The sequence below is a fragment of the Kitasatospora sp. NPDC059646 genome (assembly GCF_042734615.1).
Taxonomy (GTDB): domain Bacteria; phylum Actinomycetota; class Actinomycetes; order Streptomycetales; family Streptomycetaceae; genus Kitasatospora.
Genome location: NZ_JBHWDS010000037.1, coordinates 39149 through 59700, shown reverse-complemented (window position 1 = coordinate 59700; position 20552 = coordinate 39149). Strand labels below are relative to the sequence as shown.

The 20552-nt window shown below is 74.7% G+C and carries 19 protein-coding genes; 9 read left to right on the top strand and 10 right to left on the bottom strand.

The window, feature by feature from the left end:
- Positions 1-17: 17 nt before the first annotated feature.
- Complete coding sequence (locus tag ACFV1L_RS24310) at positions 18-1040, bottom strand: ABC transporter substrate-binding protein (RefSeq protein WP_380369165.1); 1023 nt, start codon at positions 1038-1040, stop codon at positions 18-20.
- A 362-nt stretch (positions 1041-1402) separates the two neighbouring features.
- On the opposite strand from ACFV1L_RS24310, the gene ACFV1L_RS24305 reads away from it, so the two are divergent.
- The gene (locus ACFV1L_RS24305) at positions 1403-2176 is read left to right on the top strand and encodes an IclR family transcriptional regulator (protein WP_380369162.1); all 774 of its coding nucleotides are present in this window, start codon (positions 1403-1405) and stop codon (positions 2174-2176) included.
- A gap of 69 nt (positions 2177-2245) precedes the next feature.
- Here the strand turns inward: ACFV1L_RS24305 and ACFV1L_RS24300 are convergent, their stop codons facing one another.
- Positions 2246-2614 (bottom strand): winged helix-turn-helix transcriptional regulator, encoded by a 369-nt coding sequence (locus ACFV1L_RS24300; protein ID WP_380369159.1) that lies wholly within the window; start codon positions 2612-2614, stop codon positions 2246-2248.
- Between the two features lie 84 nt (positions 2615-2698).
- On the opposite strand from ACFV1L_RS24300, the gene ACFV1L_RS24295 reads away from it, so the two are divergent.
- From ACFV1L_RS24295 to ACFV1L_RS24280, 4 genes are all read left to right on the top strand, one after another.
- The gene (locus tag ACFV1L_RS24295; RefSeq protein WP_380369156.1) at positions 2699-3607 is read left to right on the top strand and encodes an NAD(P)-dependent oxidoreductase; all 909 of its coding nucleotides are present in this window, start codon (positions 2699-2701) and stop codon (positions 3605-3607) included.
- A gap of 101 nt (positions 3608-3708) precedes the next feature.
- Complete coding sequence (locus ACFV1L_RS24290) at positions 3709-4623, top strand: GDSL-type esterase/lipase family protein (RefSeq protein WP_380369154.1); 915 nt, start codon at positions 3709-3711, stop codon at positions 4621-4623.
- 146 nt (positions 4624-4769) lie between these two features.
- Complete coding sequence (locus tag ACFV1L_RS24285; protein ID WP_380369151.1) at positions 4770-5336, top strand: GNAT family N-acetyltransferase; 567 nt, start codon at positions 4770-4772, stop codon at positions 5334-5336.
- A 907-nt stretch (positions 5337-6243) separates the two neighbouring features.
- Positions 6244-6534, top strand: coding sequence for a hypothetical protein (locus ACFV1L_RS24280; protein ID WP_380369150.1), 291 nt, complete (start codon positions 6244-6246; stop codon positions 6532-6534).
- 40 nt (positions 6535-6574) lie between these two features.
- Here the strand turns inward: ACFV1L_RS24280 and ACFV1L_RS24275 are convergent, their stop codons facing one another.
- Complete coding sequence (locus ACFV1L_RS24275) at positions 6575-7081, bottom strand: DUF6624 domain-containing protein (RefSeq protein WP_380369147.1); 507 nt, start codon at positions 7079-7081, stop codon at positions 6575-6577.
- Positions 7082-7324: 243 nt separating this feature from the next.
- Here ACFV1L_RS24275 and ACFV1L_RS24270 point away from each other — a divergent pair, with 243 nt between their 5' ends.
- Positions 7325-7738: a hypothetical protein gene (locus ACFV1L_RS24270; protein WP_380369145.1), complete on the top strand. Its 414-nt coding sequence runs from the start codon at positions 7325-7327 to the stop codon at positions 7736-7738.
- 80 nt (positions 7739-7818) lie between these two features.
- On the opposite strand, the gene ACFV1L_RS24265 is transcribed toward ACFV1L_RS24270, so the two are convergent.
- From ACFV1L_RS24265 to ACFV1L_RS24245, 5 genes are all read right to left on the bottom strand, one after another.
- Complete coding sequence (locus tag ACFV1L_RS24265; RefSeq protein ID WP_380369143.1) at positions 7819-8466, bottom strand: winged helix-turn-helix domain-containing protein; 648 nt, start codon at positions 8464-8466, stop codon at positions 7819-7821.
- A 580-nt stretch (positions 8467-9046) separates the two neighbouring features.
- Positions 9047-9691 carry an ATP/GTP-binding protein gene (locus ACFV1L_RS24260; RefSeq protein ID WP_380369140.1) on the bottom strand — a complete coding sequence of 215 codons (645 nt, stop codon included), beginning with the start codon at positions 9689-9691 and terminating at the stop codon, positions 9047-9049.
- On the bottom strand, positions 9672-10181 hold the full coding sequence (locus tag ACFV1L_RS24255; RefSeq protein WP_380369137.1) for a DUF742 domain-containing protein: 510 nt from the start codon (positions 10179-10181) through the stop codon (positions 9672-9674). Before ACFV1L_RS24255 ends, ACFV1L_RS24260 begins: the two co-directional genes overlap by 20 nt.
- 7 nt (positions 10182-10188) lie before the next feature.
- Positions 10189-10608, bottom strand: a complete 420-nt coding sequence (locus ACFV1L_RS24250) for a roadblock/LC7 domain-containing protein (RefSeq protein ID WP_035868175.1) — start codon at positions 10606-10608, stop codon at positions 10189-10191.
- A complete protein-coding gene (locus tag ACFV1L_RS24245; protein ID WP_380369134.1) occupies positions 10605-13238 on the bottom strand; it encodes a nitrate- and nitrite sensing domain-containing protein in 2634 nt (877 codons plus the stop codon). Before ACFV1L_RS24245 ends, ACFV1L_RS24250 begins: the two co-directional genes overlap by 4 nt.
- A gap of 328 nt (positions 13239-13566) precedes the next feature.
- Here ACFV1L_RS24245 and ACFV1L_RS24240 point away from each other — a divergent pair, with 328 nt between their 5' ends.
- The gene (locus tag ACFV1L_RS24240; RefSeq protein ID WP_380369133.1) at positions 13567-15390 is read left to right on the top strand and encodes an AMP-dependent synthetase/ligase; all 1824 of its coding nucleotides are present in this window, start codon (positions 13567-13569) and stop codon (positions 15388-15390) included.
- A 194-nt stretch (positions 15391-15584) separates the two neighbouring features.
- A complete protein-coding gene (locus tag ACFV1L_RS24235; protein ID WP_380369132.1) occupies positions 15585-16715 on the top strand; it encodes a polysaccharide deacetylase family protein in 1131 nt (376 codons plus the stop codon).
- 131 nt (positions 16716-16846) lie between these two features.
- On the opposite strand, the gene ACFV1L_RS24230 is transcribed toward ACFV1L_RS24235, so the two are convergent.
- Positions 16847-17644 carry an SGNH/GDSL hydrolase family protein gene (locus ACFV1L_RS24230; protein WP_380369130.1) on the bottom strand — a complete coding sequence of 266 codons (798 nt, stop codon included), beginning with the start codon at positions 17642-17644 and terminating at the stop codon, positions 16847-16849.
- An 865-nt stretch (positions 17645-18509) separates the two neighbouring features.
- Positions 18510-19103: a hypothetical protein gene (locus tag ACFV1L_RS24225; RefSeq protein WP_380369128.1), complete on the bottom strand. Its 594-nt coding sequence runs from the start codon at positions 19101-19103 to the stop codon at positions 18510-18512.
- Positions 19104-19331: 228 nt separating this feature from the next.
- Here ACFV1L_RS24225 and ACFV1L_RS24220 point away from each other — a divergent pair, with 228 nt between their 5' ends.
- On the top strand, positions 19332-20504 hold the full coding sequence (locus ACFV1L_RS24220; RefSeq protein ID WP_380369127.1) for an exonuclease SbcCD subunit D: 1173 nt from the start codon (positions 19332-19334) through the stop codon (positions 20502-20504).
- The last annotated feature ends 48 nt before the right edge of the window (positions 20505-20552 follow it).

The following is a 20552-nucleotide window of genomic DNA, read 5'->3' as shown; positions in this document are numbered from 1 at the left end:
CCAACGGGAACGGCGGGTCAGGGGCGGGCGGCGAGCAGGGCGCGGGCGGCGGCCAGCGGGGCGGGGTCGGCCCAGGCGTGGACGTCGACCCGGTCGGCGAGGAAGCCGTGGGCGTGCAGGAAGCTCTCCTGCCGGGCGAGCAGGTCGAGGCGGTCGGCGGACAGGTCCGGGTGCAGGGTGCGGTGGCCGCCCGCCGCGTACGCGCCGGCGACGCCCTCCGGTCCGGCGCCGGTCTCCGCGCCGAGGATCCGCGCCACCTCGGCCGGCCGCTCGGCCGCCCAGTCGGCGGCGCGCAGCAGCACGGCGACGAAGCGGGCCACCAACTCGGGGTGCTCGTCCAGCAGTTGCTGGTGCACGGTGATGGGGCGCGGGGTGCCGTTGTTGACCCGGTGGCGGCGGTCGGGGAGCGCGTCCAGCTCCACGGCGGGCACCGCTCCGTACCGGCGGGCGGCCTCCACCGCCAGGGCGCCCTTCACGTACACGGCGTCCACCCGGCCGTCCCGCAGCGCGGCCAGCTCGGCCTCCCACTGCCCGCCGCCCGGGGCCGCCTCGACGTCCGTCAACTCGACGTCCTCCAGGGTCAGTTCGGCGGAGGCCAGGGCGCCGTGGTGGCCGGCCAGGGCCATCGCGCGCCAGAAGTCGATGCCGATCGGGTGCCGGGGCACCGCGAGCCGGGCGCCGCGCAGCTGCTCGGCGGAGCGGATGCCGCTGCCGTCCCGGACCAGGATCGTCTGGCGCTCCTCGATCCAGGTCAGGCCGATCAGCCGGGTCCGCTCGCCGCGCGAACGGGCCCACAGCGCGGGCACGTTGCCGCCCTCGCGGAACAGCCCGGTCAGCGCGTGCGTGTAGTGGTGGTCGGCCGCGACCTCGGGCGGGGCGTCCTGCAGCGAGCGGACGGCGATGCCGTCGGGCGCGAACTCCTCGGCCAGCCAGCCGCGATCGGCGGCGATGCCGGTGGCGGTGGGCACCGGGCAGCGGGTGAACCAGAGGGTGTCGGGGTGGGCGGGCGTGCCGACGGCGGCAGCGGGTGCGGGGCTCATGACGGGGCTCCGGAAATCTCAGGAAACGCACAGGCGTCCCACCATGTGGGAGGCGTGCGACGGGGAGGGGAGTGCGGGACGGCGATCAGCGACAACAGCAGGGGCGGGGCCGGTACGTGGTCACGGCGCGCTCCCTCCTGTCGGACCGGGCGTTGTGCGCCGGTGTCGGCCGCTGGTCCGCCGATGCACCGAGCGTTCCACGCGCCCGCCGCCCGAATCAAGCGTTGCCAGATGATGGGACATGCTGTTCACAGTGCGGCGCTCCCCCGCAACACCGCCGTCACAGGCCCGCAGCGATCACCCCCATATCCTGGAAATCCCAACGAAGTTGACCGCCTGTGAGCGACTCCTGAAGAGGTGCGATGCCCGCCAGCCCCGGAACCCTGCAGTCACCGCCGGCCGGCGCCCAGGCGGTGCACCGGGCCCTCGGCCTGCTGCACTGCTTCCACGACAACGGACCCGACCTCAGCGCCTCCGAACTCGCCCGCCGGATGGGCCTGTCCGTCTCCACCGCGCACCGCCTGGCCCGCACCCTGCTCGCCACCGGCTTCCTCGACCAGGACGAGCGCACCGCCCGCTACCGGCTCGGCCCGGCCGTCGCCGAACTCGGCCAACTCACCTTCCACCAGCGCGGACTGCACCTGGCCGGCCCCGAACTCGACCAGCTCGCCCGCCGCACCGGCGCCACCGCCGACCTCGCCATCCGCTCCGGTCCGCACGCGGTGATCCTGGTCGGCGGCTCCGTGCTGCCCTCCACCGGCCTCGGCCTGCGCCGCCCGCTGCACTCCACCGCGCTCGGCAAGGTGCTGCTCGCCTGGCCCTCCCCCGCCGAGAGCCCGCCGACCGGCCCGCTCACCGCCTTCACCGACCGCACCCTCACCGACCCGGCCGCGCTGGACACCGAACTCGCCCTCACCCGCCGCCGCGGCTACGCCCTCAACGACGGCGAGTCCGCCCCCGGCGTCCGCACCCTCGCGGTCCCCGTCCTCGACCGCACCCCGACCGCCCGCTTCGCCCTCGCCATCCGCTCCACCCCGGCCCACCTCACTGCCGAGGCCCTCCCCCACACCCTCGCCCTCGCCCAGAGCTGCGCCCAGGCCCTCGCCGTCCTCCTGCTGCCCCCGGACGAGCGCTGACCGCTCCCCGGTGGGAGCGGACCGGGGTGCGGCCCCGGCGGCGGGCTCACTGCCGCACCGACGGGCCGGCTACTCGGCGGCCACGGCCTCGCCCACCGTCGCGATGCCGTCCCGCCGGATCCGCTCGGCGCCCCAGACGCCGAGCGGGCGGAGCGCCTGGTTGAGGCTGCGCCCGTGACCGGTCAGCGAGTACTCGACCCGGGGCGGCACCTCGGCGTACACCTCACGGTGGAGCAGGCCGTCCTGCTCCAGTTCGCGCAGGTGCTGCGTCAACATCTTCTCGCTCACCCCGGGCAGGGCGCGCCGGAGTTCGGCGAAGCGGCGCACGCCGTGGGCGTCCAGCTCCCACAGGATCAGGCCCTTCCACTTGCCGCTGACCACGTCGAGCGCGGCGTCGATGCCGCAGATGTACGGACCCTGTCGTGGTGCCCTGGCCATCGCCCGTCCCCCTTACGAAGAGGTAAGTACCGCAGAAAACAGTGGGTACTTCCGAGCCTAGCGGCGCTCGCCGAACATGGAGGCGTGAACGAACAACACCCTGATCACTCCGCCGAGTTCGACGCCGTCACCGTGATCGGCCTGGGCCCGATGGGGCGGGCCATGGCCCGTACCCTGCTCGCCGCCGGCCGCCCCGTCACCGTCTGGAACCGCACCCCGTCGCGGGCCGCCGAGCTGGTCGCCGAGGGCGCGGCCCTCGCGGCGACGCCCGCGGCCGCGGTACGGGCGGGCGGCCTGGTGCTCCTCAGCCTCACCGACTACCCGGCGATGTACGACATCCTCGGGCCCGCCACCGCCGCGCTCGCCGGCCGGACGCTCGTCAACCTCAGCTCCGACACGCCCGACCGCTCGCGCGAGGCCGCCGCGTGGGCGGCCGGCCACGACGCGGGCTTCCTCACCGGCGGCGTCATGGTTCCCGCCCCGATGGTCGGCACGCCGGCCGCCCACGTCTACTACAGCGGCGGCCGTGGCCTGATGGACCGTCACCGCGACGCCCTCGCCCTGCTGGGCACGCCCAGGTACCTGGGTGAGGACCCGGGCCTCGCCCAGCTGATGTACCAGGCCCAACTGGCGGTCTTCCTCACCACGCTGTCCGGCCTGATGCACGCCACCGCGATGCTCGGCACCGCCGGCCTGAAGGCCGCCGAGGCCCTCCCCGAACTGCTCGCCTCCGCCGACTCCATCGGTGCCGTCCTGCGCGCCGGCGAGCAGCATCCGGGCACCGCCCTCGACGCCGGCGAGCACCCCGGCCACCTCAGCACCGTCACCATGATGGGCGCGACCGCCGACCACATCGTCGAGACCAGCACCGCCCTCGGCCTCGACCTCGCCCTCCCCCGCGCCGTCCAGTCCCACTACCGGCACGCCATCGCCAACGGCCACGGCACCGACAACTGGACCCGCATCATCGACACCATCCGCGGCGGCCGCTGACGGCCCGACACCCCGGGCCCCGCCCACCCCGAGGGCGGGGCCGATAGGGTTGCTCGATCATTCCGAGTGATCGTTCCGAGTGAAAGGCCACGGCGCTCACGGTGACCGAGTCCCGCCCCCACACCCTGTTCTGTTTCGGCACGCTGCTCGACCCGGGAGTCCGGACGGCGGTCCTCGGTCGCACCGTGCCGGCGGAGCCGGCGTCGCTCCCGGGCTGCACGGCCGTGCCCCTCGCGCCGGGCGGCCGGGACCCGCACCTCGTCCTGGGACGCCGGCTCGGCAGCACCGTGGACGGCGCCGTCCTGCGCCTGAGCGAGGACGAACTCGCCGCCGCCGACGCGCACGTGGCGGAGCACAACGCCCGGCGGCGGGTGCGTCTCGCCTCGGGCGAGGCCGCGTGGGCGCACCTGGACGCACGGCCGCTGCGTGCGGCGTCCCGGGTCGTGATCGTCGGCGACAGCATCGCGTACGGGCGTTGCGACCCGCGGGGCGGGTGGGCCGGTCGGTTCGCGGCGGCCCACATCGGGGCGAACGAGACCGAGCACCGGGTCTTCAACCTGGCCGTCCCGGGCAGCACGCTGGCGGACGTCGCCCAGCAGACGCCCGCGCTCCTGACGGCCCGCCATCCGGACACCCTGGTGGTGGCCGCCGGGATCAACGACTCCGCCGTGCCGCTGACCGCGACGGACGCCGACCGGGACGGCCTGCGGGAGATCGCCGGCCCCCTCGCCTCGCTGGCCGCGACGGCCCGGAAGCACCAGGCCCGCCTGGTCGTCCTCGGACCGCTCTGGCTCGACGAGTCACGCACCGGCGACTTCGAGGGCCTCCGCTTCACCACGGCCCGGGCGCTGGCCCTGCGCGAAGCCCTGCGGAGCTGGTGCGCGGAGCAGCACCTCGACTTCCTGGACCTCTGGGAGCCGCTGCGCGACCGGCCCGAGCTGTTCGTCGACGGCCTGCACCCCGACGCGGAAGGCCACCGGGAGGTCCACCGGCACCTGAGCGCCCTCGGCTGCTGAACGACCGCTCGCGTTCGGAGCCCGGCGGTCGCGCCGCCGGCCCGACCGGCCCGGCCCGCGGCACCGACACCGGTACCGGCGCCGGCACTCCCCGCCCTCGCATAGGCTGCGGGTCGCTCCCGCCCCGGCCACGACGAGGATCAGCCATGAGCAGCAGCCGCACGAGGATCCGCCTGATCGAGCCCGCCGACGCCGCCGCGATCGCCGCGCACCGCGCCCGGGACGCCGACGCGTTCCGGCGGTGGGAACCCGCCCAGCCCGCCGCGTACTTCACGCCCGAGGGGCAGGCGCAGCGGATCGAACGCCTGCTGACGGCCTATCAGGACGGAACGGCCTGGCCGGGAGTGGTGCTCGCGGACGGCGAGGTGATCGGGCAGGTCACCGTCGGCGGCATCCTGCCGCAGCCGCACCTGCGCCGCGCCTCCGTCGGCTACTGGATCGCCACCGTCGCGCAGAACCGGGGGCACGCGGGCCGCGCCCTCGGACTCGCGCTCGACGTCATGGCGGACGATCTCGGACTGCACCGCGCCGAGGCGTCCACCAACCTGGAGAACCTGCCGTCCCAGCGGGTGCTGCGCCGCAACGGCTTCACCCCGTACGGCGTCGCGCGCTCCTCGATCCTCCTCGACGGACGGTGGCACGACGCGCTGCTGTGGGAGCGGATCCTCGAAGACCGGGCGCTCCCGACCCGGTCGCCGTCGGAACGACGCTGAAGGCCCGCCCCCGCGTCGGACGCCCCGCAGGCCCGGTGGCGGAACTGCGCGGGCCGCGGGCGCGTCGTCCCGCCGTACCGGGCGCGGCGGTGCGTCGCGGCCAGTACGGGCGACGGGGCGGTCCGGGCGATGGCGGAGACGACGGCGGGCGCCGCGGTGGCGTTCCCGGGACGGGGCCCGGCGGGTGCGGTTCGCTCGGCGAAGCCGGCGGGTGTGGTGCCGTGGGGTGTCGCGGCGGGCGCGCTCTGCTGGGGGCCGGCGGGGAACTGGCGGGCGGACCACATGCTCAACCATCCGTGGAACGTGTGGACCCCGATCGGGTACGGCGCGGTGCAGGGCGTGTTCTTCGGCGCGCTGGCCGGCTGCTCCGCCGCGCCGGCCCTCCGCCTGATCGGCGCGGGCGAGCGCCGGCCGGTCGTCCCGGTGGCGCTCGCCGCGCTGCTCGCGGGCCTGGTGCCGGGCTCGATCCGCGACTTCCTCGGGACGCCGCAGCCGGAGACGCTCCACTACGACGACCAGCCCCGGCCCGAGGCCGAGTGGTACGGCGCGCCGCTGCTCGCCGAGTGGGTGACCTGCACCGTGCTGCCCGCGCTGGGCTGCGCCGTTCTCCTCGCCGTCGGTGCCCGGCCGTCGGCCCGCCTCGCTCCGCCGCGGAACCTGAACCGGCTGCTGCTGGCCCTGACGGGCACGGCCCTGTTCTTCCTGCCGTCCGCGGCGAGCGCCGGCCTGCCCGCCCCGCAGGGCAACGGCGGGCACGTCAACGAATCGGCCACGGCCGCTATCGTCGTCGGCCTCGTCTCCCTCGGCCTGCCGGGCGGCGCACTGATCTCCGGCCTGCGCCTGCGTCGCGCAGCCCGCGCGACCCGCTCCCCGGACGCCGCCCCGCACGCCGGTCGACCGGCCGGTCGTGATCCGCGACGGCGCCGCCGCGGGCGTCGAAGGGGCCCCGGTCGCCGAGGTCGTCCGCACCGGCCTGCACACCGACGGGAAGCGGATCCGGCAGCGCCCCGACGACCACCTGCCGACCTACGAACTCACCCGGTACGCCCTGCGCCGGGCCGGCCTGGAAGGCCTCACCCCCACCCGGCTGATCGACCGCGGCGACGAACCGGCCCACTGCCCCGCCCCGATCGCCCGGCCCGCAGCGTCCTGGGGCCCGTCCTCGAACCCGCGCCGCAGCCCCGCGGCACGGGCTTGAGGACAGGCCCCGGCACCGGCGCCCGGCGGCCGACGCGCCGTCAGGTGGTCGAGAACCGGGCGACGTACTCGGCGAACGGCGGGATCCCGACCTCGGCCCGCCGCTCGTCCATCCGCTCGGGGTCCTCGCACGGCCACGGGACGGGCGAGCCGTCGCGCACGCCGGCGATCTGGGTGCCGTAGACCTGCTTCCGCCCCTCGTTCACCAGTGTCCGGTCCCGCAGGAACGCCAACTCCCGTGCGCCGGCCCTGCCGTCTGCGACGGCCTGCTCCATCAACCGCAACGCCCGCCGCTGGACGTCGAGTTGACGGTCCGCGTGCTGCGCGATCAGCCAGGCGGCCCGAGCTGCGTCCGCGCCGACCAGGTCGGCGGTAGGCCAGCCGTGCACGTCCATGAGCGCCGAGAGCCGGTCCGCGTGCTGCGCGGTCAGGCGGCGCCAGGCCAGCTGCTCCGCCGGGTCGTCACTGTTCGCCCGGTGCGCGGCCCCGTGGTCGGCCGCCATCATCGCGGTGAGCTCCGCCGCCACCGCGGCAACGTCGAATGCCATTCCTGACTTCCCGTCGGATCGAGGTTCTCCCTGGTCGTCCGCCACTCTAGGCGCGCGGATCGGCACCGGATCTCCTCCCGGAGGACGGTGACAGACCCCGCCGACCGTTGGAATACTTGATCTGTCGGACGGCGCCGGACGGTGGGTGCCGCCGCTCATGACGCACGGCGGCGGGCACTGGAGCTCCTCCGCGGCCGCGCCCCGGCGGGACGCGGGTCGGGCGAGCGAACGGGAGGGCTGTCGGTGGACGGCGAGGAGAGCCTGGACCGGTTCGGGCTGCGCCCTCTCGGCGCGGATCTCGACCGGGTCCGCGCCCTGCTGGTGGAGCACACGGCTCTGGAGCGCGGCGCACAGGGCGGCGGCGACACCGAACTGATGAAGCTCTGCTGCGTCCAGCTGTTCAACAGCGGGGCCGTGGAGGACGCGCTCCTGGTGTGGGAGGCGAAGGGCGCGAGCTTCGACGCCGGCTGCTCGATCGAGCCCGAACTCCTGCTCGGCCGCGGCCTCGACGCGACGACGGCGTATCTCGCCTCCGGACCGGCGCCGTCCGCCGCGGCCGCCCTGGAGCACCTGCGCGGGCTCGACGCGGCCGGACGCCTGGCCGGCTTCTCGGTGGACGAGCACTCCGCCCGGTACGACGACTACTACGGCGACTGACCCGGTCCGCCGGGCCCTCGCCCCCACCGCGCCGGGGCTCGCCCCCCACCGCATGGCGGGGGGCGGGCCCCGGTCCGTGCTCAGGCGACGGGCGCGTACTTGTAGCCGACGCGGCGGACGGTGACGATCGTGTCGCGGTAGGCCGCGCCGAGCTTGCGGCGGAGCCGGGCGACGTGGACGTCGACGGTGCGGCCGTCGCCGACGTGGCCGTAACCCCAGACGGTGTGCACCAGTTGGTCGCGGGTGTGCACCCGGTGCGGGTGCTCGGTGAGGTGGGCGAGCAGCTCGAACTCGAGGTAGGTGAGGTCGAGCAGCGAGCCGTCGACGTACGCGTTGCGGCGGTCGAGGTCGACGGAGATGCCGCTCTCGGCGGGGCGGACGAACGGCCGGACCGAGGAGCCGCCCGGAACCGGGCCGGCGGGGGCGACGGCGGGCGCGGGGGCGACGGCGGGCGCGGCCTTCTCCGCGGGCACCAGCACCAGGTAGCCCACCAGCGGGGCGTTCGCGGTGGCGCCGAGCTGCGTCAACAGGGCCTGGGGCAGCACCGACTGGGGAAGTGCGGCGACCACGGCGGCGCCGTCCTGGAGGCCGGCCAGCAGGCTCTCCGGGGTGAGGGCGGGCGCGGGGCGGGTCGGCGGGGCGACGCGGCGCGGCTCGGTGTCGAGGGGGTGGTTCGGGAGGGTGCGGACGGCTCGCAGGTGCGGGGTCGCGGTGGCGGCGTAGGACATATCGAGGGCTCTTTCGCGCGTGACGGGCGGTGGGTGGTCGTCGTCTGCGCTTCCGGCGGGCCGGGCTGACGGTCGGTCAGTGCGACGGGCGGGAGGCGCGGGGTGCGCGCCGACAGGTCTGGTCGAAGTGGTGGGCCTGGCGCGAGGGCCAGAACGGTTCGAGGAGGGTGCGAGGGGGCACGACTGCTGCTCTCCGGAGCGTGACGGGTTCGACGGGGCCGGCGGCCCGGTCGAGCCGACGGAGCGGGACGGACACACGAAAACCGCCACCGCCCGGCGGGCCGGGTGCGTGACGGTTCGTCAGCGACAGCAGGCGCTGTAGATCAGCCCGTGGTCGATGTACCGGCGCACGGTCAGAACGGGGAGCACGGGGAGGGCGGCGACGCGGACTGTCGTGGTCATGGCGCTGCTCCTCCCCCGGGGCGTGTCAGGAACCCGCGGTGAACGGCGGGCACTGGTACGAGACTTCCACGCCAAATGCCCGGAAGGCAACCCACTGCACCGCCTTGTCCGCAGGACGGGACAGAAACCGTCCACCATTCGGACACCACGTCTCTGACCTGCAAGAAGAGCAAAGGTATTACAGTCGGATTCCGGCCCGGTCCGCGGCGTGCTCGACCAGCCGGACGAGCAGCTCCTTGCCGTCCTCGCGGCGGCGCGCGTCGCACAGCAGCACGGGGACCGTCTCGGGCAGGTCGAGCGCGGCCCGGACGTCGTCGGGCGCGTACACCTCGGTGCCCTCGAAGCAGTTGACGGCGACGACGAACGGGATGTCGCGCTGCTCGAAGTAGTCGACGGAGGGGAAGGAGTCGGCCAGGCGGCGGGTGTCGGCCAGCACGACGGCGCCGAGGGCGCCGCGGGCGAGCTCGTCCCAGACGAACCAGAACCGGTCCTGGCCGGGGGTGCCGAACAGGTAGAGGGCGAGGCCGGGCCGCAGGTCGATGCGGCCGAAGTCCATGGCGACGGTGGTGGTGCGCTTGGTCTCGACGCCCGCGGTGTCGTCGACCGGCCGGCCGCGCTCGCTGAGCGTCTCCTCGGTGCGCAGCGGGCGGATCTCGCTGACCGCGCCCACCAGGGTGGTCTTGCCCGCGCCGAAGCCGCCGGCGATCAGGATCTTGACCGCGCTGGCGCCCCAGGGGGCTTTGCGGGCGGCGGGGTTCGCCGGGGCGCCGGACGGGGCGGCGGAGTGGACGCCGGACGGGGCGTCAGAGTGCACGGAGGCCATTGATCACGTCTCGCAGCAGGCGCTCGTCCGGTTGCTGGGCGAGCTGGAAGGGTCGGGTGACGTCGATCAGGTCGGCGTCGTGGAGGTCGCCGAGCAGGACCCGGACCACACTGACCGGGAGATCGGTGTAGGAGCCCAACTCGGCGACGCTGAGCGGTTCTTCGCAGCAGAGCCGGAGGATCGCGTGGTGCTCCGGGCCGAGCGGCAGGTCGGCCGGGACGCCGCCGGGGTCGGTGGCCGGCCCGGCGGCGGTGATCAGCGAGATCAGGTCGAACAGGCCGTCGTCGACCGGCCGGGCGCGTCCTCCGGTCATGGCGAACAGCCGGACCATCGGCCCGGCCTCGTCGTCGAACCAGCGGTCGTCCACCGGCGTGCGGGGCGCGAACAGGTCGACCGACTCCTCGTCGGCCGGCGTCCCGTCCGCGGGCTCACCGCTGTGGCCGGCCGGGGCGGTGGCCTCGGTCGGCTCGGTCGGCTCGGGCTCGCTCATTGATCGGTCATCTCCCGGGCGGAGTGGTCTCGGTCCTCGGCTCGGCGGCCAGGTGCTCGCCGACGCGCTTCACCAACAGTGCCATCTCGTAGGCGATTTGGCCCACATCGGATTCGGCGTCGCTGAGTACGGCGAGACAGCTGCCGTCGCCGGCCGCGGTGATGAACAGGAAGGCGTCGTCCAGTTCGACCATGGTCTGCCGGACACCGCCGACCTGGAAGTGCCGGCCGGCGCCCTTGGCGAGGCTGTGGAAGCCGGCGGCGACGGCGGCCAGGTGCTCGGCGTCCTCCCGGCCGAGGCCGCTGGAGACGCCGGTGGCCAGCCCGTCGCTGGACAGGATCACCGCGTGCCGAAGGGTCGCGACGCGGCCGACCAGGTCGTTGAGGAGCCAGTCGAGTTCCCCGGACGGCGGTGTGGTTGCGGTCATGATTCGGTTCCTTCTGCTGGTGCGGGCGGTGCGTCCGGCGGCTGGTGCGCCGGAGGGACGGAGCGGACGGGGGCGGCCGGCAGCGCGGCCGGCACCGGCGCGGAGGGCAGGGCGACCCGCAGCCGGGGCGCGCGGCCGGCCGCGGGGACGAGCGGAGCGGACGGGCCGTCGGCGGTCGCGGTCGGGCCCCCGCCGGCCTGGCCGGGCTCGGAGCGCACCACGGTCAGCGAGGCGGGCTGGAGCCGGTCGCCGCGGCCGCGGGCGAAGCCGCGCTGGAACGAGGCGAACGCGGAGCGGGCCTCCTCGGGGCTCCGCTCGCGGGTCGGCTCGGGGCTCTCCGGCCCCGCACCGGCCCGGAGTTGGGGGGCGAGGTTGGCCTGCCGGACCCGGCGCGGCAGCAGCCCGCCGGCCACCGGCGCGAGCGGCGGGACGGGCGCGGCCGGGGCAGCCGCCGGGGCCTGGGCGGCGGCGGGCGCGGCGTCCTCGGGCCGGCGGTGGCGCCCGGTGCCGAGCGCCTTGGCCGACGCGCCGTCAGCGGGTCCGGCCTGGGCGGGGTTTCGGCGGCGCGGCAGGCCGCCGGGCTTCGCGGAGGGGTCGGCGGCGGACGGGCGGGGGCCGCCGAGCGCCTTGCCGGGCGCGGCGTGCGAGCGGGCGGGTTCGACGGTGCCGGGGGCGCGCCGGTGGGCGGGCTCGTCGGTGCCGGGGCGGGCCCCGTCGGGGGCCATCTCGGCGGCGTCGGCGAGCAGTTCGCGCGGGATCAGCACGACGGCGGAGGTGCCGCCGTACGGGGAGGGCCGCAGGTGGACCCGGATGCCGTGCCGGCGGGCCAGCCGGGAGACCACGAACAGGCCCAGCCGGTCGGTGTCGGCGAGGTCGAACTCCTGCTCCACGGCGAGGCGTTGGTTGACCTCGGCGAGGTGCTGCTCGTTCAGGCCGAGGCCCCGGTCGTCGATCTCCAGGCAGAAGCCGTGCGCGACGACCTCGCCCTGGACGGTGACCTGGGTCTGCGGCGGGGAGAACACCGTGGCGTTCTCGACGAGTTCGGCAATCAGGTGGGTGACGTCGGCGACGGCGGAGCCGAGCAGGCCGGTGCCGGGGAACGGCCGGACGATGACCCGGGCGTAGTCCTCGACCTCGCCGACGGCGGCGCGCACCACGTCGACCATCCGGACCGGCTTGCGCCAGGCGCGGCCGGGCGAGCCGCCCGAGAGGATGATCAGGCCCTCGGCGTGGCGGCGCATCCGGGTGGTGAGGTGGTCGAGCCGGAACAGGTCCTCGAGTTCGCGCGGGTCCTCGGTGCGGCGCTCCATGGTGTCCAGCAGGGTGAGCTGACGGTGCAGCAGCACCTGGGAGCGCCGGGCCAGGTTGACGAAGACCGCCGAGACGCCGCGGCGCAGTTCGGCCTGTTCGACGGCGGCTTCGACGGCGACCCGCTGCACCTCGTTGAAGGCCCGGCCGACCTGGCCGATCTCGCCCGCGCCGAACTCGAGTTGGGGGACTTCGGCGACCACGTCGACGGCCTCGCCGCGGCGCAGCCGGAGCATCACGGAGGGCAGCCGGTGGGCGGACAGGTCGGCGGCGGCGTTGCGCAGGCCGACGAGTTCGCGCACCAGGCGGCGGCCGATGCGGTAGGAGACGACGATGGACAGCACCACGGCGAACAGGCCGATCACACCGGCGACGGCGCCGCGCATCAGGGCGTTGACGGCGTAGGCGTGGGCCTGGTCGCCGATCTTGGCGACCAGCCGGTCGTTGATGGCGTTGATGTCGGCCAGCACCCGGTCGGAGTTCTCGCCCCAGCTGTCGGGTCCGCTGCGGACCTCGCGGGCCCGGTCGGGGGCGTCGTCGAAGGCGTGTTCGGCGGTGGTGAGGGCGCTCCAGGCCTCGCCGGTGCGCAGTTCGTTGTAGTCGGCCTGGTTCTGCGGGTCGAGTTCGGCGACGTAGATCCGGAACAGGGTCTGCTGGGCGTGCATGGCGTCGAGCACGACCTGCTGCTTGCGGGGGTCGGCGGCGGCGGTGGCGCTGCCGGCCCGCAGGGCGCGCATGGCGGCGGTCTCCTGGGCCAGGTAGTCGGCGCCCCGGGTGAGTTCGATCAGGATGGTGCCCTGGCGGGGCAGCGAGCCGCTCTCCTTGGAGACGAAGGAGGACCGGAAGGTGAACACCGGGCCGATCAGGTCGCTGTAGTCCTTGAGGGCGCCGTCCCAGCTCTGCCGCTGCTGGCCGATCTGGCTGCGGATGGCGGCGAGTTGGTCGGCGACGGAGAGGAGGTCGTGGATGCGGGCGCGCTGGTCGCCGTTGAGCTTGCCGGCGTCGCGGCTGCCGACCTGGTAGCGCAGCAGTTGCAGGTCCCGGTCGGTGACGGTCTGGGCCTTCAGGTAGGAGTCGGCGTACGCCTTGTTGGCGGGGTCGGCGAGGCGGAGCACGGCGGCGGCGCGCTCGATCCGCAGGTCCTCGGCGTACTGGTCGGCGGGGGTGCCGAACGCCTGGTAGGTGGCGCTGATGTCGAGCTGGTTCCACACGTCGCCGGTGGTGATCAGCGTGGAGTAGCCCCACAGGCCGCTGAGCGCCGCGATGGGCACCAGGAGCAGCGCGATGATCCTCGCGCGGATCGAGCTGCGGCGCAGGCGCATGTGGGTCCTCTGGTGGTCCTCGGTCGGTGGGGTCGGCGGGGCTCGGGCGGCCGGGGGCAGGGGTGGGTGCTGAGGGGTACGAGAGCCGCGAGCCTACTACTTCCTGACCATCCGTTCGTAGGGTGAATTTGCATCGTTATCGTGTGCTGTCCGGATCGTCCTTCAATGTCCTCGGTGGGGCCGTCCAGGGCCCCGACCTGCGGCACTGTCCCCGGTGCGGGGTGTCGTCGGGCGGTGACTCTGGGCAGCGCCGCCACGATCGGGTAGCTTCGCCGGTGCCGCCGCCGGTTGTGCGAGCCGGGGCGGGATCGGCGGGAACGGGGGTACCGTGCGAGAGTTCAGCAGCCCCGCGCTCGCCAGCTCGGCGGTGACCGGCGGGCTGGCCGACTCGGTGTTCGACCGGGCGGAGCGCGAACCGGGCTTGGTGCAGTTGTCCCGGTGGGCGGACGGCGCCTGGCGGCCGGTGACGGCCGCTCAGTTCCGGGACGAGGTCCTGGCCCTGGCGAGGGGTCTGCTCACCCGCGGGGTGCGCTACGGCGACCGGGTCGCCGTGATGTCCTCGACCCGCTACGAGTGGACGCTGTTCGACTACGCGCTCTGGTCGATCGGCGCCATCCCGGTGCCGGTGTACCCGACCGCCGCGGCCGAGCAGGTCCGCTGGATCCTGGCCGAGACCGCGGCGGTGGCCTGCGTGGTCGAGGACGAGGACCAGGCGATGACGGTCGGTGCGGTCTGCGACGCGCTGCCCGAGCTGACCGGCATCTGGCAGCTGGACCGGGGCTGCGTGGAGCAGCTGATGGCCGACGGCGCGGGGGTGCCGAACGCCCTGGTGCACCGTCAGCGGGTCGGTGTCACCCCGGATTCGCTGGCCAGCGTCATCTACACCTCCGGCACCACCGGCCGCCCGAAGGGCTGCCTGCTGACCCACGGCAACTTCGCGTCCGTCGCCGACGCGGTGCTGGACGGCTGGGCCGAGGTGTTCGCCGACACCCGCGGCGACCAGCCCGCCACCCTGCTGTTCCTGCCGCTGGCCCACGTGTACGGCCGGCTCACCCAGGTCGCGGCGGTCCGCGGCGGGATCCGGATCGGCCACCACGGCCGGCTCGCCACGGACAGCCTGCTGCCCGCACTGGCCGCGTTCCGGCCGACCTTCCTGCACGCCGTCCCGTACATCTTCGAGAAGATCCACCGCCGGGCCCGGGAGGCCGCCGAGGCGTCCGGGAAGCTGGACGTGTTCGTCCAGGCCGAGCAGGTCGCGATCGACTGGGCGAGCGCCTGGGAGCGCCGCGCGCACCGCCGGGGCCCCGGCCCGTCCCCCGCGCTGCGGCTGCGGCACGCCGCGTACGAGCGGCTGGTGTACCAGCGGGTGCGGGCGGTGCTGGGCGGCCGGGTGCGCGCCGTGATGTCCGGCGGGTCCATGCTGGGGCGGGAGTTGGCGCTGTTCTTCGCCGGCGCGGGGATGACGGTGTACGAGGGCTACGGCCTGACCGAGACCTCCGCCGCGATCACCGCCAACCCGCCGGACCGCCCCAAGTTCGGCACCGTCGGCCGCCCCGTTCCGGGCGCGTCGGTGGCGATCGCCGAGGACGGCGAGGTGTGGGTGCGCGGCGGCGGCGTGTTCGCCGGCTACCTCAACCACCCGCGCTGCTCGCAGGAGGCGCTGTACCGCGACTGGCTGGCCACCGGCGACCTCGGCTCGCTCGACGAGGACGGCTACCTGACCCTGACCGGCCGCAAGAAGGAGGTCATCGTGACCTCCAGCGGCAAGAACCTCGCCCCCGCGATCCTGGAGGAACGCGTCCGGGCCCACCCGTTGATCGCCCAGTGCCTGGTGGTGGGCGACAACCGGCCGTACCTGGGCGCCCTGATCACCCTGGACCCGGTGGCGCTCGCGCACTGGTTGAAGGCCCGCGGCCGGCCGCAGCTGGACGTCCGGCAGGCCCTCGCCGACCACGAGCTGCACCAGGAGGTGCAGCGGGCCGTCGCCGCGGCCAACACCACCGTCTCGCGGGCCGAGTCGATCCGCGCCTTCCGGCTGCTGCCGCGTGAATTCACCTTGGAGGAGGGCCTGTTGACCCCCTCGCTGAAGATCCGGCGGGCCGCGGTGGCGGAGCGCTACGCCCAGGACATCGACGAGCTGTACGCCGGCTGACGGCCCGTCGGCGCGGCGCGGACGGCGGGTGTCGACGGGGCGTACAGCGGTTGACCGATCTCCGCCGGTTCCCCTTGACCGCCGGGATTGGTCCAGTCCATTGTGTGCACCGGCCCGGTGCGGCCGGCCTGCGAGCGACCCCCGCCCCTCCCGGGAGTCACGCCTCCTCCCCTCCCCCACACTGGAGTTGATCCGTGCTCAGTTCCGCACGCCGCCGTCTCGCGGCGGCTGCCGCGGCCACCGTGCTGGCCGCCCTCGGCGCCGCGCCGGCCGCGCACGCCGACGCCCCGGCACCCGCCGCCGCCGCACCGGCCCCCGAACTGGCGACGAACGCCGGGTTCGAGATCCCCACCCTGCCGCTCGCCGACCCGGGTTCGATCCCCGGCTGGCACTGCGACGGCACCGAGGGCGCCGTCACCGCGGCGGCCCGCTCCGGCGGCTCCGCGCTGACGATCACCCCGGCCTCCGCCGACTCCGCCGGCCGGTGCACCCAGACCCTCGCGGTGCGCCCCAACACCACGTACAGCTACCGGGCGTGGGTGCGCGGCTCGTACGCCTTCCTCGGCGCCACCGGCACCGGCCACGACGTCCCGCCGGCCTGGACGGCGTCCACCGGCGGCGGCTGGCAGCAGCTGTCCACCACCTTCACCACCGGCGCCGCCACCGCCTCCGTCCAGCTGTACGTGCACGGCTGGTACGGCCAGGGCCCGATCTCGGTCGACGACGTCAGCGTCACCGGCGACTCCCCCGCGCCCGCGTACGCCACCTGGAACGCGCCGACCTCCGACAAGGTGGTCTTCCTGACCATCGACGACGGCTGGTTCCGCGCCCCGGAGGCGGCCCGGCTGATCGCCGACCGCGGGCTGCCGGTCACCGCGTTCCCGCTGCCCATGCCGGAGGGCTTCGAGCCGGACTACTTCAGCCGGATCACCGCCGCCCCCGGCTCGTCGATCCAGGACCACAGTGTGTCGCACCGCGACCTGACGACCCTGTCGCTCGCCGAGCAGCAGGCCGAGATCTGCGACGCCCGCGACGCGGTCGCCGCCCGCTACGGCAGCACGCCCACGCTGCTGCGGCCGCCGTACTTCGCCTTCGACGCCGAGACCCGGCAGGCCGCCGCCAACTGCGGCATCAGGTACCTGCTGACCGCCACCGCCGACTTCACCTCGGGCGCCGCGAACGTCTACCACGGCGGTCCGCTCCAGCCCGGCGACGTGATCATCCTGCACTTCACCGACACCCTGGCGAGCGACCTCCAGCGCGCCCTGGACGCGGCCCGCGAGGCCGGCCTGACGCCGGCGGCGCTCACCGATTACCTGCGATGACCGCCGCCGCCGAAATAAGCTGACGTATCGTCAGTCCGTGGCGGTCCACGAACACCGGTGTCCGGGCCCCTCCCATGGGCCCGGACACCGGCTCATTCACCCGCCGCGAACGTCCGCGCGGACCGGGTGGATCAGACGCCCGCCGCGAACGACGGGAGGTAGCCGTACGCCTGGCCCGAGGAGTTCGGGTGGTAGCTGTCGCTGATCGGCAGGGTGGTGCTGTTCAGCCACTGGCTGGACGAGCCGCAGATCTCGTGGGTGGAGAAGATCGAGCGGACGTCCTTGAAGGTGAAGCCGGCCGCCGCCGCCTGCTTGGAGATCACCGAGTCCAGGGTGTCCGCGGCGCTGTTGATCGCGGTCCGCTTGGTGTCCGAGATGCCGACGATGCAGTTGCCCGGCACCTGGTACAGGTGCGGGTAGCCCAGCACCACCACGTGGGCGTTCGGGGCCTTGGCCTTCATCTGCGCGTACAGGTTGGACAGCTTGCCCGGCAGCGTGTTGGTGGCGTAGCTCTTCGCCGTGTTGACGGCGCTCAGGCAGGAGCTCTCGCTGCTCAGCACGCAGGTCTGCATGGTCGACGCGAAGCCGGCGTCGTTGCCTCCGATGGTGATCGAGACCAGGGTGGTCGAGGAGTTCAGCGCTCCGATCTGGCTGGCGAGCACGTCGTTGGTGGTCGCGCCGGAACAGGCCACGAACGAGAACGACGTCGGGGCGTGCGAGTTCTTCCACAGGTACGGGTAGGCGTTGGTGCTGCGGCTGCAGCTCCCGCTCTCGCTGGTGTAGCTGCCCGAGCCGACGCCGGCCGAGTACGAGTCGCCGAGCGCGACGTAGTTGACGCCGGCCGCGCTCGCCTGGGTGGCGGCGGCCAGGGTGGTGATGGACAGGGCCGCCGCGGTGAGAGCGACGGTTACAGCACGGACGCGAGTCATCTTTCCTCCAATGGGTGACGCAGGCCACACATTGGATACCAGTCAGTAGCCTGGCGGGGAAGCGGTCATGCCAAGAATTTTGACGAACTCTCATCCAACAAACGCCGAATCCGAGCTACGCGCGGAGACCCACCCCTGACCTGGGCTGCGGAAACCCCGCCGAACGACCGCCCGAACGTCCGATCGGCCAATTTCTCACCTGACGCACCGTCACTTCCCGCCCCATCTCTGTGCGCGACGGCCACGTGACACCCCGTGCGGAAATCCCGCCCCACCCCCGCTCATCCGCCCCGGCGGCCGCAGCACGCGAACGGCGCGAACCGGACGAATCGCCACCCCGGGGGCGCGCACGGCAGTCCGTTCAACGGACACCGCGCACCGATTTCCGGACGCCAACTCCCGCGCCGGGCACTGGATTTCCGGCTGCCCGGCACCGGACGACGGCGAGGCCGGGGGGCGACGTCCGGCCGACCGGCACCCGCGCCCGTCGGCCTCGCCGGTCGCCCCGCCGGGGACCGCTCCGGGTCGCGGCCGAGCAGCAGCCGGATCCGCTCCAGCACGCCCCCTCACCGATGGCGGCGGTGATTCCCAGTGCGCGTACGTCGAAATCCTGAGGCACCGTCATGTTTTGGATGCGGTGTACCGTTCGGGCAACTCCGTTTCCACCGGAACCAGTTGGATTTCCCGCCGCACCGTTCGTGCCGCACCGTCACCTCGCCCGCGACGGAGCCCGCCACCGCCACCACGTGCTGTCCGTGCCCGGTCGGCCCGGCGCCGACGGCCGCCGTCGGTCCGGTCGCCCACCACGGCGCTCCCGTCCGTGCCTCCGGGGATCGCCCGCCGCCGGGTGCCGGCCCAAGAGGGCTCAGCGCAAGCGGCAGCCGGCGGGCGGGAGTTCCTCGATCGTCTCGTTGGCGGCGGCCGGCACGCCCAGCACCGCGACGGCCGCCGCCACCGCGGCCCGGGCCTGCTGGAGGCCGGGGGCGCCCCAGCCGAGGAGCTCGACGGCGAGGCCGGGGGCGACCAGCAGGCGGCGGTAGTGCCGGCCGGACGCGGGGTCGGGGGCGGACGGGCCGACGCCGTGGAGCGCGGCGGCCATCCGGACCCGGGCGCACTCGTGGCCGCCGTTCGCGGAGCCGACCCGGTCGTAGAGGTAGCCGAGGTAGACCGGCGGGCCGATCACCGCCTGCGCCTCCTCCCCCGCCTCCCGGGCCAGCGCGGCGCCGGGGTCGCCCGCGTCCTCCGCCTCCAGCGAGCCGCCGGGCAGGCTGACGACGCCGTCGCGCGGGTTGACCAGCGTGAGGACCCGACCGTCGGGTCCGAACAGCCAGCCCCAGGACTGCTTCACCGGGAGGCCGTCCGGGACGCGGACGCCGGGGTGCCAGGGCCACCCCGCGTTCGGTCGGCGCCGGACCCGCCCGAGCAGTTCGGAGATCTCCGGGCTGTACTCGATGCCCATGCCGCTCCCTCCGCACTCCGGGCGGCCACCCTCGCCACCTGATGATCTTCCCCGAACACCCGACCGATGAACAGCCCCGACCGCCACCCGGGTCACCGCCCCACCCGTCCCGTCCGCCCCCGCCGCCCCACGAACCCGGGCCTGTCACCGGCACCTGTGATACTCGGTACCGGCCGGACCACCATGAAAGCGACGAGGAGTGACGGACATGCTGCGGGGAGCTTCGGCGTGAGGCTGCTGCACACCTCGGACTGGCACCTGGGCCGTTCGTTCCACCGGGAGAACCTGCACGACGCGCAGCGCGCGTTCCTCGACCACCTGGTGGCGACGGTCACCGCCGAGCGGGTGGACGCCGTGCTCGTCGCGGGCGACGTGTACGACCGCGCCCTGCCCGGTCTGGAGGCCGTCGCGATGTTCGACGACGTGCTGTGGCGGCTGGCCGAGCTCGGCGTGCCGACGGTCTTCATCAGCGGCAACCACGACTCGGCGCGCCGCCTCGGCGTCGCGTCCCGCCTGATCGAGCGCGCCGGCATCCACCTGCGCACCGACCCGGGGGCCCTCGCCGAGCCGGTGCTGCTCGCCGACGGGCACGGCCCGGTCGCGGTGTACGGGCTGCCGTACCTGGAGCCCGCGCTGGTGCGCGAGCGCCTCGGCCTGGCGAAGGGCGGCCACGAGCAGGTGCTGGCGGCGGCGATGGACTCCGTCCGGGCCGACCTCGCGGCCCGCCCGGCCGGGACCAGGGCCGTGGTGCTGGCGCACGCCTTCGTGACCGGCGGCAAGGAGAGCGACAGCGAGCGGGACATCGCGGTCGGCGGCGTGCAGTCGGTGCCCGCGGGCGTGTTCGACGGGGTGCACTACGTGGCCCTCGGCCACCTGCACGGCTGCCAGACCCTCGCCCCGCACCTGCGGTACTCGGGCTCGCCGCTCGCCTACTCCTTCTCCGAGGCCGACCACCGCAAGTCGATGTGGCTGGTCGACCTGGCCGCCGACGGCTCCGTCGAAGCAGCCCGGATCCCCTGCCCGGCGCCGCGCCGGCTGGCCCGGCTGCGCGGCCGCCTGGCCGAGCTGCTCGCCGCCGAGGAGCACGAGTGGGCCGAGGACGCCTGGGTGCAGGCCACGCTGACCGACCCGGTCCGGCCGACCGACCCGATGGAGCGGCTGCGGGCCCGCTTCCCGCACACCCTGCAGCTGCTGTTCGAGCCGGAGGGCGGCGAGCAGGCCGTGGAGCGGTCGTACGCGCAGCGGGTGAGCGGGCGCAGCGACCGGGAGGTGGTGGAGGGTTTCGTCGCCCACGTCCGGCCGGGGCGGGAGCTGGACGGCACCGAGCGGTCCTGGCTGCTGGAGGGCCTGGAGTCGGTGCGCCGCAGCGCCGCCGACCGGGCCGAGGAGAGCGGCCGATGACGCCCCGTCGGCAGCACCGGCACCTGACGCACCGCCACTTCCCCGGGG

Excerpts from the sequence above, each read along its gene's own strand:
- ACFV1L_RS24305 (WP_380369162.1), top strand. The coding sequence starts at position 1,403 with ATGCCCGCCAGCCCCGGAACCCTGCAGTCACCGCCGGCCGGCGCCCAG.
- ACFV1L_RS24285 (WP_380369151.1), top strand. The coding sequence starts at position 4,770 with ATGAGCAGCAGCCGCACGAGGATCCGCCTGATCGAGCCCGCCGACGCC.
- ACFV1L_RS24260 (WP_380369140.1), bottom strand. The coding sequence starts at position 9,691 with ATGGCCTCCGTGCACTCTGACGCCCCGTCCGGCGTCCACTCCGCCGCC.
- ACFV1L_RS24275 (WP_380369147.1), bottom strand. The coding sequence starts at position 7,081 with ATGGCATTCGACGTTGCCGCGGTGGCGGCGGAGCTCACCGCGATGATG.
- ACFV1L_RS24230 (WP_380369130.1), bottom strand. The coding sequence starts at position 17,644 with ATGACTCGCGTCCGTGCTGTAACCGTCGCTCTCACCGCGGCGGCCCTG.
- ACFV1L_RS24265 (WP_380369143.1), bottom strand. The coding sequence starts at position 8,466 with ATGTCCTACGCCGCCACCGCGACCCCGCACCTGCGAGCCGTCCGCACC.
- ACFV1L_RS24310 (WP_380369165.1), bottom strand. The coding sequence starts at position 1,040 with ATGAGCCCCGCACCCGCTGCCGCCGTCGGCACGCCCGCCCACCCCGAC.
- ACFV1L_RS24300 (WP_380369159.1), bottom strand. The coding sequence starts at position 2,614 with ATGGCCAGGGCACCACGACAGGGTCCGTACATCTGCGGCATCGACGCC.
- ACFV1L_RS24255 (WP_380369137.1), bottom strand. The coding sequence starts at position 10,181 with ATGAGCGAGCCCGAGCCGACCGAGCCGACCGAGGCCACCGCCCCGGCC.
- ACFV1L_RS24245 (WP_380369134.1), bottom strand. The coding sequence starts at position 13,238 with ATGCGCCTGCGCCGCAGCTCGATCCGCGCGAGGATCATCGCGCTGCTC.
- ACFV1L_RS24250 (WP_035868175.1), bottom strand. The coding sequence starts at position 10,608 with ATGACCGCAACCACACCGCCGTCCGGGGAACTCGACTGGCTCCTCAAC.
- ACFV1L_RS24225 (WP_380369128.1), bottom strand. The coding sequence starts at position 19,103 with ATGGGCATCGAGTACAGCCCGGAGATCTCCGAACTGCTCGGGCGGGTC.